Here is a 14,367-nt window from a genome sequence, read left to right on the forward strand (position 1 = left end):
TGGCAGCGGCGAGACGCTCGTGGAGGGACAACTAGCAACAGACGGCCGGCGGCGAGCGCCGGCCCTACGCTTGAAGGATCCGCGACACCGGTGCCGCGTCGGGCGTTCAGGGGGCGGGGTTCACGACGAGCAGCGCGGTGACATCGGTGCCGTCCTGTTCCAGACGGGCGCGATTCGTCTGCGCCGGCAAGCGGACGTTGTGCGAGGTGGTGCCGTCGACGAACTGCAGCCGGGTAAGTCCGCTGACCCGGACCGGCTGGTTGTTCAACTGCAGCAGATCACCGCCGGTGATCTTGGTTTCACCGGCGGAGCCAAGCTGCAGCACGGGCATGGCATCGTCGGCGGCATTGATGTCGCCGACATAGACCGGACCGGTGACCCGCACGCCGGGCGCGTAGATGCCAGTGATGCCCTTGGCGGCGAGGTAACTCGCATTCGCCGTGCGGAGCGACGCGCATTGGCCGTCGGTGGACAACACGGCGAGGTAGGAGAGGTCGGCCGCGCCGTCGTAGGTGACGCCGGTTTTGAAGAGCGCCGGATTCACCGCGGTCAAGGTGCCGACGCTGAAGACGGTCAGATGCGTCGTTTCGTTCGCGCCGCTCAGCACGAGGTGGGCGTGCCCGCGGCGGTAGAGGATATTGGGTTGATCGTAGTTCACCGGCGCCGCGGGGCCGGTCGCGTTTTCCAATACAACCGTCAGCGTGCCGGCGCCGGAGAATTCGACCTGCACGATGTCGTCGCTGAGATCGATGAAGGAGATGCGCGCGATCTGACCGGGATCGGCGGTGATCGATGCGGCCGTTCCCTCGAGCAGGAACTGGTCGTAAGTGTTGCCGTTGGGGTGCTGGATGTCCGGCCCGACCTGCGAGGCGTTGCCGAGGACCCGGCTGGTGATGGTGACGCCGACGATGGCGGGTTGCGTCGTCAACGTGCTCTCGCTCGAGGCGCGCGCGGTGTAAACCCCCGCATCGGCCGGCTGGACGTTGGCCAGCGTCAGCGTCGCGCCGGTGGCGCCGGAGATCGCCGAACCGTCCTTGAACCACTGGTAATTCACGCTGCTGGCGCCGGAGGTGCCGACGGAGAGCGCGATCGCGGAGCCGGCCACGGCGACCTGCGACTGCGGCTGGGCGGTGATCGAGAAACCCAGCGGCCGCGCGTGACCCGTGTGCGGCGCATCGTGCTGGAACATCGGCCACGCGGAGTTGGCGGCGGATTGGCCGAGCTCGAACGCGTGCAGCTTGGCGTCGTTGCTGCCGAAGTAGAGCCGGTTGTTCGCGATCACCGGCGAGGAGCGAATCCGCCGCGCGGATGCGAACGTGCGCGCGAGCGTGCCGTCGGCGCGCACGCCGTAGACGAAGCCATCGTAGACGCCGACATACACCGTCCCATCCGCGGCCACCGCCGGCGACGAAGCGCGGACCTCATCGCCGAGTTCGTAGGCCCATTTCGTCGCGCCGCTCTGCGGGTTCAAGGCGTAGAGTTTGTGATCGTACGCCGCAAAATAGATTGTGCCGTCGGGTGCAAGCGCGGGGGAAGAGGAGATGCTGGTGTCCCCGCCCGCGAACGCCGGAATCTTGATCGTCCACTTGCTGATCGGCGCGGCGGCGCCCGGAGTGAGCGCGTAGAACGCCCCCTTGAGCGTGCCGAAGTAGAGCGTGCCATCGGCGCCAAACGCGGGCGTGGTGTAGATGTCGCCATCGGCGGTGAACGTCCACCGCAAGGCCGCGGCGCTGCCCTGATCGGTCACCGCGTAGAGCTTGCCGCCGTTGCTGCCGACGTAGATCGCGCCGTCGAGCCCGATGACTGGGGAACAGTAGGTGCCGCCGGTTTCGACCGCATCGATCGTGTAGGTCCACTTCAACGCGCCCGCCGGGGTGAACGCGTAGAGCTTGGCACTGTCGCGGATGTACACGGTGCCATCGGCAGCGATGGCGGGCGCGCAAAGGATCTCCGATTCCGTGGTGTAGCTCCATCTGCTCACGCCCGTCGCGCCGTTAATCGCGTAGAATTTCTTGTCGTACGACCCGATGTAAACGGTGCCGTCCGCGGCCACCGCGGGCGAGCCGCCGATGATGCCCTGGCCGCTTGTGTTGAACCGCCATTTCCGCGTGCCGTCGCTGGCGACCGCGTAGACAGCGATGTCATGCTTGTCGGCCGAGCCGGCGCCAAAATAGACGGTGCCGTCGGCGCCCACGGCGGGCGAGGACGTGATCTCGTCGTTCGCGGGAAACTCCCACGCCGAGTCGGCCAGCGTCAGCGTGAACTCGGCGCCCGTCGCCGCATCGTCGGACGCGTGATCGATTTGGAAGTAGTACGTCGTGCCGGCGGTGGCGCTGAACTTCACCAGCGCGTCGGTGTTGGTGGTGGAGGAGTTGTTGTTCGAAGCGACCAGCGTGAGCGCCGACACCGCACTGCCGGTATAGACCGCGGCGATCGTGTCGATCTGCGTCGCAAAGGCGCCGAGATGATAAACGCCCGAACTCGGGGCCACCCACGAATACCAGACCGTGCGACCTGCGCCGCCGCTGACGATCGGCTCAGTGGGTTCGGACGACGCGCCGAGATTGAGCGAGGTGACCTGCACGGCGTTGCCGCTGAGCGCGGCGGCGCGCGCGAATGAATCGTTGGCGGGCACGCTCGCGATCTTCAGCGCGGTCAGCCCGGCGCCGATCGTCCGGCTCGAGACGGCGATCTGATAAGCGGTGTTGGCCGTGGCGTTGATCACGACGCGGCTGCTCGTGCCGCCGGTGCTCGCGTTGTCGTTTGCGCCTACCTGTTGCAGGCCTCCGAGCGTCGTCCCCGTGTAGACGGCGAGCAAGGTGTCGTACGCGCTCCCGGTGGTGTCGAATGACACCTCCGTCGTTTCCGGCGCCGTCCACGTCCACCACAGTGAGTTGTTGTTGCCCACGCCCGCATGTGCCGGCTCGCCCGTCTCGCTCGAGGCGCCGGTGTTGGAAGTCCGCACCGCGAGGTTGCGGCCGCTCAGCGGCGCGCGTTCGGCGAAGCGGTCGTTGAACGGCCGGTTGTCGGTCGAGGCGAGCGCTTGCGCGAGATTCAGCCGGCCGCCGGTCTGCACCTTGCCTTGCAGCGCCGGGAGCCGGGTGGTGGCGCGCAACAGCCGGTTGATCGTCTGCCGGTAGGTGTCCGAGGGAAACCGCGCCTTGAGCAGCGCGACCGCGCCGGTCACGTGCGGTGCGGCCATCGAGGTGCCGCTGAGCGTCTTGGTGGCGGAGTCGTTCGCGTTCGAGGTCGAGAGGATGCTGTCGCCGGGCGCGGCGAGATCGACCATGCCGCCGTAGTTGGAGCTGTCCGCCAGCACGTCGGCGCGCGTGGTCGAGGCGACGGTCACGATGTTGTCGAGCAGGTAGCCGGCGGGATAAACGGAGACGGAGTCGTTGTTGCTGCTGTCGTTGCCGGCGGCGGCGACGATGATGATCCCGGCGTCGCGCGCCTGGCGCATCGCGTCGAAGACGGCGGAGCTGTAGGTTTCTCCGCCGAAGCTGGCGTTGATCACCTGGGCGCCGTTCGCGATGGCGTAGTCGATGCATTCGATCTCGTCCGAAATGCTGCCGCCCTCTTCGTCGGGGATGAACTTCAGTCCCATCAATTGCGCTCGCCAGGCGACGCCGGTGGTGCCGAGCCCGTTGTTGCCGACGGCGCCGACAATGCCGGCCACATGGGTGCCGTGCCCGCTGTTGTCGGTCGGCGTGTAGTAACTCGAACTGCTGGACGAAACCGTGGCGTCGATCCCGGGCGTGCCGCGGCTGTTGGACCAGAGATTGCCGGCGAAATCCTGATGCGTTTGACGCAGTCCGGAATCGATGATGGCCACCTTGATGTTCGCGGCGCTGCTGAGCGTATCCCACGCGGTGGTGGCGCTGATATCCGCTCCGGGCGTGGTCGTGTTGCGCAACGACCATTGCTCGCCGAAGGACGGATCGTTCGGAATCGCGAACGGCCGCACGAGATGGTCGGGCTCGACGTATTCGTAGCGGCCGGTGCCGCGCAGCCGGCGGATCGCCGCGGCCGCCGATTCACCGGGACCGAGTTCCAGCACGCGCAGATTGCCGATCCGCGAAAACGAGCGACGCAGCCGCAGGCCGTTGCGCGATTCGATTTCGTCGGAGGCCTCGCGCAAGCCGGCCTTGGGTTTTGCCAGAATGCGATCGTCGCGAAAGCCTTGCGTGCGCTCTTTGGCGGTGAAGGCGGCAGCGGGGTGGGCGGCGGCGCAGGCTCCGATCAACGCCAGCCAAACCAAGACACGACGGAGAAAATGGGTTTTCAAGCAGGGTAAAGTTAGTCCTGTGACGGGCCCGGACAACGATAGTTTCGTATACGCTTCGTCAGAGCCCGAGCGCGCTTGCAGGTTTACGGGTTTATCATGGCTGGACCGGGCGCGCCGGCGTGGCCGAACCCGCGAGCCACGCCGCGAGATCCGCGTCGCTCCGCAAGATCACGCCGTTCCGGTAGTCGGGCGCGAGCAGGCTGGCATAACTGGGCTCCACGAACCGGCGGCAGTGCAGCAGCACCTTGGCGTGCTGACCGGGCGCGCGGACCAGCCGGCCCAGCGCCTGGTTCACCTTGGTCATGCCGGGAATCTGGTAAACGCGGCGGAACGCCGCGTCCCGCGAGAGCCCGGCGCGCGTCGCCTCGGCGAGCCGCGCATGCTGCACCGGATTCACCTCGGGCAGGGCAGGACCGACGACCAGCGCGTGCGACACGCGGCCGCCGAGCGCGTCGATGCTTTCGGCAAAGCTGGAGCCGAGCACGAGGAAGAGCGCCTGGCTGTCGCGCAACGATTCCTCGACCCACGCCGATTGCGCCGCGAGATCGCGGATCCGCGGCTGCAGCGCGACGCGCAGCTCCGGCGCGATCGTGGCGATCTCGCGCAGGATGGCGTCGGCGTAGGCGTAGGATGGGAAGAAGACGGCGACCGAGGGGCAAAGAAGCTGAGAGGCGAGAGTTGAGGGTTGAGAGCCGGACGACGGGACGGCAGCGGGAATGGATGCGGCGGAGGGCGTGGCCGGGCCCGCTGCGCGCGCCGCACGGTGCAGCGAGGCGATCGTGGCCGCGGTCGTGGTATAGTGGTGCGTGCGATGCTGAAACGTCGTGTCGACTCGCACGTCGCAGGCGATGTCGTAGCTGCCGTCGCGCCATGGCGTGTGGGCGCGCAGCAGCGTGGGCTGCGATGCCTCGCGCGCTTCCTCGACGCGGAGCAACTCGGCCGCGCTGGTGAGCTGGCGAAAAAGTTTCTTGGTCGTGCGTTTGTTCAGTTCACCCAGCCGCTCGGGTGTGGTTGCCGCGGGGGGCGTTTTCTGCGGCGGCACGGGCGCCTCGCCCTGCAGGCCGCAGGCGGCGGCGAAGCCGTCGATCGGCGTGAGCGTGGCGCTTGCCAGCACGACGCCGCCGAATTCGCGCAGCGTCGCGCCGATCGCGGGCGCGGCATCGAGGCAGGTGAGCGCGAGCTCGCGGTCCTGCGGAGTCCACCATAGCCGGGGCAGATCGGAGGCCGCGAGTTCGTCGACGAGCGAAGGAATCTGCCAGAGCAGATCCGCCACCTGCGGGCCGAGCGTCGCAAGATCGAGCGGCACGCTGGCCACCTGCTTCGCCACCTCGCCCAGCAGATCGCGCGCGTCGTCCTCCTGATCCGCGGTCAAACTGTGCGCGCTGCGGAGGTGGTCGAGGAAGTGGCACCAGTGGCCCCAGGCGTGCACGAGCGAGGCGTGCGGCCGGGTGCGATGCAACTCGTCGCGCACGGCGAACGCGTCGTTGGCCCTGAACGCGTGCGAATAGGCATCGGCGACGCGCGAGGGCAGGTTGTGCGCTTCGTCGAGCAGCAGCAGCGTGCGGGCGGGATCGAAGCCCGGCTGCTCGAAAAACAACCCGCGGTTGCGCGGCGCGAAGACGTAGTTGTAGTCGCCGATCCACACGTCGTTGAACGCCAGCGCCGCCCGCGTGATTTCGTAGGGGCAGATCCGCGCCGCGCGGCCGGCGGCGCGCAGCGTGTCGAGATCGCGCGGGTGCTTCTCGTCGAGGTAAAACCGCGCCAGTCCGCTCGTGGCCCAGCGGGCCTCCGCGTCGACGAGATGGCTGCAGACGTCGCGCACGCAGTGGAACGTGGCGTTGATGCAGTGCTCGCTTTTGTTGCGCACGTGCCAGACCGCCACCGGGGTAGCGGCGGTCGCCGCCACGCCGGTGGCGGAGTTGAAGGGGGAAGTTGAAGTGGGAGGACCGGACGGGCTCCGGGCGTTGGGGCCTTCAACTTTACACGTTGCACGTTCAACGGCGGCTGACGGCGCTGCCGTCATGCCGCTGAGCGTGCGGACCACCTGGATCTGGCCGGTGGATTTGCTCGTGAGGTAAAGCGCGCGGTCGAAGTGTCCGCCGCGCAATTGGCCGAGCGCGAACTCCAGCAGCACGCCGGTCTTGCCGAAACCGGTTGGCGCTTCGAACAGCACCAGCGGATGGCGTTCGAACGTCGCGGTAAGATCCGCCTGGGTGGTCTCCTGTCCCGGCCGCGGCACGGCAAAGGCCGGCCGGAACGTCAGGTGACGCAGCCGCTCGCGCGCGCGCAGCCGCAGATCGAGAAACTCGGCGACACGCGCGAGCTGAACGCGGAAAAACGTGTCGTCGGCGGGCGTGAGCGGAACGGTTTGCGCGAGTCCGCTGGCGACCTCGACGAAGACGAGCTCGCCGCGGACGGAATATTGATCATCGAGCAGGCGGCCCACCGGATTGGCGGGCGCGCGGGCGAGCACGAGGTAAGCAGCAAGTTGGGCGAAATAGTCCGGGTAGGCTGCACGCAGCTCGGTCTCGTCGGTGGGGAGGTCGCGCGTGACGGTTTTGATTTCGCGCAGCGTGATCGTTTCGCGCTCGCGCAGCAGTTGGTCGATGCGCCCGGTCAGTGTGAGGGTCCAGCCGTGGTGGACGATCCGCCCGGTGATGGGGATCTCGAATTCGGTTTCCGGCCGCTCGGCGGTGGCCTGCTCGCGCAAGGCGTTGTGCCAGTGCGTGCCGAGCTGGGCGCGCCAGAGCCCCTGCGCACCGCCGGTCGAATCCCGCGGCCCCGTGGTGAACGAGGAGAACTCACCGACGCTCAGGCTGGCGGTGCGTTGGTCGAGATCGAAAAGCATGAGAGGGGACCTACAGAACCTATAAGACTTACGAGACCGATGGGACTGGTGGGACGGCGGGAAGTTGGGCGGAGTGGCTCAATCGAGCAAAATTTCAGTGTGGCCGCGCAAATACTCCTCGAGCCGGCGCGTGAGACGAGCCACGGCTTCCGGGCCGGCGGCTTGGTCGGCGAGCGGCTGGTTGAGCAGCGCGGCGACCGCGGTGCGATCCGCTGCAGGCAGCGTTGGGAACCATTCTTCCTTGAGCGGGTAGCCCTCGTCGCGCGCGAAACGGTAGAGGCTTTTGAACCACACGAGATCGGGCCGGGCGCCGCGGGCAAACGCGGCGAGCGCCTGCCGCAGCAGCGCGGCGACCGCGGCGCGGCCTTCCTCGGGCACGGCGTTGCGCGCGACCAAGGCGGCGAGCTCCGACGCGAGCCGCAGCGTTTCGTAGCTGCGGCCGAGTTCGGGATGACGGGCGATGATCCGTGCTTCCTTCACGAACCACGTCTGCCCCTGGTTCGAACTCTCCAGGTCGAGCGACGCTTCGTCGAACAGGTCGAGCGGCACCGATTTCGTGGCGGCTTTTTTCGCGAGCCGCTGCAACACCACCATCGTGCCCTGGCTCGGCGAGAAAACCGTGAAGCTTTGAAACGCTTCGGTCGGCAAACGCTTCAGCAGGACAAAGGCGTCGGTTTGCAGCGGCAGGCCCGGCATGGAAGGAAGAAGTGCGCGACCCCAACCACGTCAGCCGGCGAGGAGGCGCTGGGCAGGCGAACGGCTATTTCGCCGGCAGCGCCGGAACCGGTGCCGGCCACGGTGGGACCACCGCGCCGCCGGAGATGATCAACTTCATGCCGTCGCCGACGGACATTTCGAGCTCCACCACATGTTCCCTCGGCACAATGATCAGGAAGCCGCTGGTGGGATTCGGCGTCGTGGGGACGAAGACGGTCCAAGCCTCACGACCGAGGTTCGCCTGCGGCTCGGCTTGTTGCTTGTTGGTGAGAAAGCCGATGGACCAGAGCCCTTCCCGCGGGAACTGGACCAGGACGACCTTGTTGAAGAGGTTTTTGTTCTGGGTACCGAAGGTGGCGACGATCTGTTTGACGGAGTTGTAGACCGTACCGATGCCGGGGATCCGCCGGATGAATCGCTCGATGACGCTGAGGAAGAACTTGCCGAAGACGTAGTTGGAGAGGTAGCCGAGGATCGTGACCAGCAGCAGCACCGCGATCGTGGCGAGGAGGTCCCAGAAGAAGGGGATCCGCTGGAGCGAATTGGGCAGATAGTGCTCATAAAGCGGGCGAAAGGTGCCCCCGACCAGATCGATGATCTTGCTGAACGCCCAGACCGTGACGACCAACGGTGCGAGGAGCAGTAGGCCCGAGAAAAAGGCGGTGCGGAACGTGACGATTTTCGACGTCGAGCGGTCGGACATGGTGTGGGTGTCCAGTTAGCCGCGACCGCGGTCGGAAAGCCACGGAAAAAGTGCGTGGCATGAGCGTCGCGCCGATGTTTGCGCCGCGGAGCGTGCCACCTGCACTCTTGTAGGGCGGGGTCTCCCGACCCCGCCCAACGTCCACGGGCGGGATGCCTGTGCCGCGGTCGCGGGCCGCCGGTGAGCGGCGGCCCTACGACAAGCCCCAAAGCGCGTTTAGCTTTTCGGCGGCGTCGGCGTTTCCTCGCCGAAGACGGGAATCAGTTCGGCTGGCACCTCGTAGACCTCGAACAGCACGTCACCCGAACCCCCGTCGCGGCTGGAGACATGGGCCGTGTAGGCACCGGGAGCGAGCGAGTAGAGAATGGCGAAATCCTGCGCTCCCGGCAGCAGCGGCATGGCGCCGATGATGGGCGCGACGACGCTCGCCAGACGATACGGATCCCATTCCGGAATCCACACATCCGGCCACTCGATCTTCTGCCCGCGGGCGTCATACAACGTGACTTGTGGTGCCGCCAAGGTCTGAGGCACGCCCACTCCTACCAAGCTCGGACCGACGGCGCGGATCAGCAGGTGTTTTAAGGGCGTGATCCGGTCGGAGCCGCCCACCACGAAACCGACGATCAGCGTCGGATTGGCGGGGCTGATCGTCGTGCGGCTCGAAATGTTGACCAGCTTGCACGAGGTGGGATTACCCACTTCGAGGCGAATCGTCTCGAATGCTGACGAGTAGGGCATCGGCGACTCGACCGTGCGCTGGACCGTGGCCGTGTAGAGTCCGGAGTCGGTCGCTTTGAGCTTCGTCAGGGCCAGGGTGCGACCCGTAGCGGCGAGTCGCTCGCCGTCCTTGAACCACGACACGGCAGCGATCTCCCTGTCATCGAGCGGCACGGACAAGTTGACCGAGCCGGTGACGGGCACCGTGATGGTTGCCGGCGGGGGCGCGGCGTCGTACACGCCGATCACGGAGCGCAGCACGACGCTAGTGGCGACGTTCGGGTCGCCGACGGGATGCGGTTGAGGAAAGTCCCAAATCGGCGCGGCGGGCGCGGTGCCGGTGAACAGGCCGGACGCGGTGACGGCGAGAACGAGCCACCGACGGACGCGGGGCAAAGGGGAGCGGGGATGAAAGTGCTTAAGCATGGAGACGGTGTGTTGCATCGCAGGTAGATACGCCTGCGGTGCCGCGGCGGAGTCACCGCGCCGGCATTTTCCGGATCAAGCCAGGGTAAACTGCGGAATCCCCGCGGGTCCCGTGCGCAGGATCCGCATGGCGCGCGCTTCGGCGCGGCGCATCGCACGCTTTTTCATCGGCTGAAGATCGTCGTAGCCGGCGAGATGCAGCCACCCGTGGACGAGATAAAGCGTCACCTCGGCGGAAAACAACCGCTGCTGCGCGACCGAGAGCCGGCGGGCGGCGCGCGACTTCGTTCCGCGTGCGGGATCGATCCCAATCTGCCGCAGCGCGGCATCGGCGGACACACACACCTCTCCGGCCGTGCCGAGGCTGGGGTTCCCTTCGAACGTGATCACGTCGGTGATGGTCGGATCGTCGAGAAAGCTGGCGTGGAGCTGCGCCAGCGCGACATCGGTCAGGAACACCAGCGAGAGTTCGCCCTCGAGAAACGCCGGTTGCGGCACGCGAACCTCGGCGGCGTGCGCCTCGAGCCACCGCAGCGCGCGCAGCACTTCGCGCCGATCGAACCGGAGTCGGGGATGGTGGTTGGCGAGGGAGAAGGTGCGATGGGCCACGGGCAACCGTGGTGTTGTCGCGAATGGGCCGTGCCGGCAAGGCGGAAGCCAGCCGCGCAAACAGCGCGACCGCCGGGTTGGAAGGAGCAGGACGAATCGGCGCAGGAAACGATGCTCGCTGATGAGCGTAATCAGCGCGCGTGTTACTGCGCTGTTGCATTTGGAATAAACATCGCCGCGCCGGGGATTCCCTTGGCGGGCGGTTTTCAGCGGAGCATGCTCGCGCGATCCCAACCCCGCTGGAGATGAAATCACCCCCTGACGGCCCCTCTGCGCACGAAGGCCCCGCCCGTTCGGGCGTCTCGCGCCGAACGTTCTTCAAACTGCTCGGCACCTCGGCCGTCACCACGGCCACGCTCGGCGCCAGCAACATCGCCAAAGGTCTCGCCGAGGCCAATGCCGAGCGCGTGCACGGGCCCGGCGCGGTGCCGGTCACGCTAAAGGTGAACGGCCAGCCGATGACGCTGCAGCTCGAGCCGCGCACGACGCTGCTGGAGGCGTTGCGCACGCACGCGGGGCTCACCGGCGCGAAGGAATCCTGTGACCGCGCGACGTGCGGCGCCTGCACGGTGCTGTTGAACGGCGATCCCGTCTACGCGTGTTCGCTGCTGGCGATCGAGGCGCAAGGCGCGGAGATCGAGACGATCGAGGGGCTGGCCGCGACCGGTCAGCTGACGGAATTGCAGCAGGCGTTTGTCACGCACGACGGGCTGCAGTGCGGCTACTGCTCGCCCGGCATGGTGATGACGCTCACCGCGCTATTGCGCAAGAACCCGCATCCGACCGAGGCGGACATCCGCCGCGCGGTCGCCGGCAATCTCTGCCGCTGCGGTTCGTACCCGCGGATCTTTGCCGCGACGCTGGCCGCGAGCGGCCAGCAGCCCACCGCGAAACTCAACGTCATTCCTCCGCACGAACATGCCCTGGCCTAAGAACACTCGCTATCTGGGAAAGAACACGCCGCGGGTGGAAGCTCCCGCGAAGCTCAGTGGACGCGCCAAGTACACCAGTGATGTGGCGCCGGCCGGCGTGCTGTACGGCGCGATCGTCCGCTCCAAGCTGCCGGCCGCGCACGTGCGGTCCGTTGATCTCACCAAGGTCAAAGCCGCGCCCGGCATCCGCGCCGCGATTCTGGCGAATGACGGCGAGTTTGACGTGCGGTATTACGGCCAGGAAATCGCCGCGATCGCCGGCACGAGCAAACAGGCGGTGCTGGACGCGCTCGAACTCGTCACGATGGACGCCGAAGCGCGGCCGTTCGTGGTGAATGAACTCGATGCGGTGAAGGCGGACGCGCCGCGCGTGTTCGCGGACAAGCCAAATCTCGGCGAGGGTGCGGAAAAACACGAGGGCGATGTCGACGCGGCGTTCGCGTCGTCCGCGGCCGTCGTGGAAGCCGAGTTTCACACCTCGATACAGCTGCACCAAACGATGGAGCCGCACGGCAATCTCGTGCAGTGGGAGGGCGAGGATCTCAACGCCTGGTGTTCGACGCAGGCGGTGTTCATCTGCCGCGAGTCGCTCGCGGGCGCGTTGCGCGTGCCGCAGAATCGCGTCCGCGTGGTATGCGAGCACATGGGCGGCGGGTTCGGCTCGAAGTTTTGGGTTGGTCAGGAAGGGCTGCTTTGCGCGCGGCTCGCGAAAGCAGCGGGCGCGCCAGTGAAGCTGATGCTGACGCGGTTCGAGGAAGCGCTGGCGGTGGGCAACCGCCCGTCGTCGTATCAGAAGATCAAGCTCGCCGGGAACAAGGACGGCACGCTGACCGCCTTCGAGATGCACTCGTTCGGCACGCCGGGTTACGAATCCGGCATGGATCAGGGCGGCGGCAGCGGCGGCGCTGGTTTTCCGAGTCCCTACATCTACAAGCCGGCCACGACCCGCGTGAAGCAGGGCAGTGTGGCGGTGAACGCCGGCCAGTCTTGCGCGATGCGTGCACCGGGGCATCCGGTGGCGTCGGTCGGCATGGAGGGCATCCTGGACGAACTGGCGGTGAAGCTGGAGATCGATCCGGTGGAAATGCGGATCAAGAACGATCCGTTCGAGGTGCGGCGGCGCGAATACGAGCTGGGTGCCGAGCGGTTCGGCTGGAAACAGAAGTACCGGAAACCCGGCACGTCACCCGGCCCGATCAAGACGGGCGTCGGCTGCGGCGGCGCCGCTTGGATGAGCGGCGGCGAAGGCACGCAGGCGGAGATCCAGATCAACCGCGACGGCACCGTCGAGGTGAAGGTCGGCACGCAGGACCTGGGCACCGGTTCACGGACCGTCGTGCAGGTCGTCGCCGCCGAGATGCTGGGCATCGAGCGCGAACTCGTCGCCGCGACAATCGGCGACACGCGTTTCCCGCCCAGCGGCGCGAGCGGCGGCAGCCAGACGACGGCGTCGGTTTCTCCGGCGGTCTACGACTGCTGCGAAAAAGCGCTGGCCGAACTGAAGCAGGCTAGCGGCATGGAGGACGTGAGCGGCGCCAACTGGAAGCAGGCGTGCGGCAAGCTGCGCGCACCGCTGCAGGTCCGCGGCAAGTGGCGACCGGGGCTTTCCACCGGCGGCGCCGGCGGCGTGCAGTTTGCCGAGGTCGAGGTCGATACGGAGACCGGTTTCGTGAAATTGAAGAAGATGCTCGTCGTGCAGGACTGCGGCCTGGTGGTGAATAAACTCACGTGCGAAAGCCAGATCAACGGCGGCGTGATCATGGGCATCGGTTACGCGCTCTATGAACAGCGCGTGATGGACGCACGCACCGGCGTGGTGCTGAACGCGAGTCTCGAAACCTACAAGGTGCCCGGTGCGGCTGACATGCCGGACATCGAGATCATGCTGCTCGACATGCCGGAGCGCGGCGTGATCGGCGTCGGCGAGCCGTGCACGGTACCGACGGCGGCCGCGATCGCGAACGCGGTTTCGAATGCGCTCGGCGTCCGGATGGGCGATTTGCCCATCACGCCGGACAAGGTGCTCGCGGCGCTCGGCAAGCTGCCGAAGCGCGACACCGCCGCGACCGCGGAACATCTCGACGGTGCGTTCGCCAAGCTGGCGGCCGTGCCGAGCACGGCCTGGGTTGAACCTCAATCGGAATGCCACGCATGAAAGCTTTTGCCTACGCCACTGCCCACGCCGTCGATTCGGCGCTCGAGATGGTTCGTCCGAAAGGGCGTTTTCTTGCCGGCGGCATCGACCTCCTCGGGGAAATGAAGGAAGGGCTCGCCGAGCCCGACGTGCTGGTGAACATCAAGCAACTGCCCGGCACGCGCGAGATCTCCTCCGGCGCCGATCGCTGGACGATCGGAGCGAACGTGACGCTCGCCACGCTGGCGGAACATGCGGAGCTGCGCCGCGCGTTTCCAGGACTCGCGGAAGCCTGCGAGGACGTTGGTTCGCCGCAGATGCGAAATGTCGCCACGGTCGGCGGCAATCTCGCGCAGCACTCGCGCTGCTGGTATTACCGGCAGCGGGATCTGCGCTGCCTCAAGAAAGGCGCGCCGCGCTGCCTCGCGCGCGGCGGCGAAAACAAATATCACAGCCTCTTCGCCAAGACGCGCTGCCTGAGCCCGTGCGTCTCGAATCTCGCGATTGCGCTGGCGGCGTTGAACGCGTCGGTCGTTGTGCAGCGGGGCGACAAGCCCGTGACGATGACGATCGCCGAGCTCTACCAGGGCGCGTGGGAAAACGCCCGCGTGCACCACTCGCTCGGTGCGGCGGACCTGATCCTGCGCCTCGAGGTGCCGGTCGTCGCCGGCGCGCGCAGCACCTACGTGCAGATGGGCGAGAAAAACGACTTCGACTGGGCGCTCGTGAGCTGCGCAGCCGCGGGCCGGCTGGACGGCGGAAAGCTGCGCGGCGTGCGAATTGCGCTCGGCTGTGTCGCCCCGGTGCCGTGGCAGGTCGAGGCGGCAAATGCCGCGCTCGAAGGCCAGGAGCCCACCGAAGCCAATGCGCTCGCCGCGGCCGAACTGCTGCTGAAAGACGCCGAGCCCCTCGAGCACAACGGCTACAAGGTGCCGCTGGCGAAAGCGCTGGTGAAGCGGGCGATTCTCAAGCTGGCAGTGTAGCGGCGGAGCG

Annotated in this window: 9 protein-coding genes; 3 read left to right on the top strand and 6 right to left on the bottom strand. The window is 67.1% G+C overall.

What is annotated here, in order from left to right:
• Positions 1-106 precede the first annotated feature (106 nt).
• The 6 genes from OTER_RS24170 to ybeY form a co-directional block, all read right to left on the bottom strand.
• The gene (locus OTER_RS24170) at positions 107-4,285 is read right to left on the bottom strand and encodes a S8 family serine peptidase (RefSeq protein WP_148218107.1); all 4,179 of its coding nucleotides are present in this window, start codon (positions 4,283-4,285) and stop codon (positions 107-109) included.
• Positions 4,286-4,379: 94 nt separating this feature from the next.
• The gene (locus tag OTER_RS12740; protein ID WP_012375332.1) at positions 4,380-7,133 is read right to left on the bottom strand and encodes a helicase C-terminal domain-containing protein; all 2,754 of its coding nucleotides are present in this window, start codon (positions 7,131-7,133) and stop codon (positions 4,380-4,382) included.
• Positions 7,134-7,211: 78 nt separating this feature from the next.
• Positions 7,212-7,829 (bottom strand): hypothetical protein, encoded by a 618-nt coding sequence (locus OTER_RS12745; RefSeq protein ID WP_012375333.1) that lies wholly within the window; start codon positions 7,827-7,829, stop codon positions 7,212-7,214.
• 64 nt (positions 7,830-7,893) lie between these two features.
• Positions 7,894-8,553, bottom strand: coding sequence for a DUF502 domain-containing protein (locus tag OTER_RS12750; protein ID WP_012375334.1), 660 nt, complete (start codon positions 8,551-8,553; stop codon positions 7,894-7,896).
• A 216-nt stretch (positions 8,554-8,769) separates the two neighbouring features.
• Positions 8,770-9,669: an immunoglobulin domain-containing protein gene (locus OTER_RS12755; RefSeq protein ID WP_044891754.1), complete on the bottom strand. Its 900-nt coding sequence runs from the start codon at positions 9,667-9,669 to the stop codon at positions 8,770-8,772.
• Between the two features lie 105 nt (positions 9,670-9,774).
• Entirely contained in the window at positions 9,775-10,308 is a 534-nt protein-coding gene (ybeY, locus tag OTER_RS12760; protein WP_012375336.1) for an rRNA maturation RNase YbeY, read from the bottom strand.
• Between the two features lie 245 nt (positions 10,309-10,553).
• Between ybeY and OTER_RS12765 the strand changes: the two genes are divergently transcribed.
• The 3 genes from OTER_RS12765 to OTER_RS12775 are packed head-to-tail and all read left to right on the top strand — an operon-like array spanning position 10,554 to position 14,357.
• Positions 10,554-11,240 carry a (2Fe-2S)-binding protein gene (locus tag OTER_RS12765; RefSeq protein ID WP_012375337.1) on the top strand — a complete coding sequence of 229 codons (687 nt, stop codon included), beginning with the start codon at positions 10,554-10,556 and terminating at the stop codon, positions 11,238-11,240.
• The gene (locus OTER_RS12770) at positions 11,227-13,395 is read left to right on the top strand and encodes a xanthine dehydrogenase family protein molybdopterin-binding subunit (RefSeq protein WP_012375338.1); all 2,169 of its coding nucleotides are present in this window, start codon (positions 11,227-11,229) and stop codon (positions 13,393-13,395) included. The genes OTER_RS12765 and OTER_RS12770 overlap by 14 nt, the downstream gene beginning before the upstream one ends.
• Positions 13,392-14,357: an FAD binding domain-containing protein gene (locus OTER_RS12775; protein WP_012375339.1), complete on the top strand. Its 966-nt coding sequence runs from the start codon at positions 13,392-13,394 to the stop codon at positions 14,355-14,357. The genes OTER_RS12770 and OTER_RS12775 overlap by 4 nt, the downstream gene beginning before the upstream one ends.
• Positions 14,358-14,367 lie beyond the last annotated feature (10 nt).

The organism is Opitutus terrae PB90-1, assembly GCF_000019965.1.
In the GTDB taxonomy this organism is placed as follows: Bacteria; Verrucomicrobiota; Verrucomicrobiia; order Opitutales; family Opitutaceae; genus Opitutus; species Opitutus terrae.

Coding starts and splice junctions, on each gene's coding strand:
- OTER_RS12750 (WP_012375334.1), bottom strand. CDS start 8,553: ATGTCCGACCGCTCGACGTCGAAAATCGTCACGTTCCGCACCGCCTTT.
- OTER_RS12745 (WP_012375333.1), bottom strand. CDS start 7,829: ATGCCGGGCCTGCCGCTGCAAACCGACGCCTTTGTCCTGCTGAAGCGT.
- OTER_RS12765 (WP_012375337.1), top strand. CDS start 10,554: ATGAAATCACCCCCTGACGGCCCCTCTGCGCACGAAGGCCCCGCCCGT.
- OTER_RS12775 (WP_012375339.1), top strand. CDS start 13,392: ATGAAAGCTTTTGCCTACGCCACTGCCCACGCCGTCGATTCGGCGCTC.
- OTER_RS12770 (WP_012375338.1), top strand. CDS start 11,227: ATGCCCTGGCCTAAGAACACTCGCTATCTGGGAAAGAACACGCCGCGG.
- OTER_RS12740 (WP_012375332.1), bottom strand. CDS start 7,133: ATGCTTTTCGATCTCGACCAACGCACCGCCAGCCTGAGCGTCGGTGAG.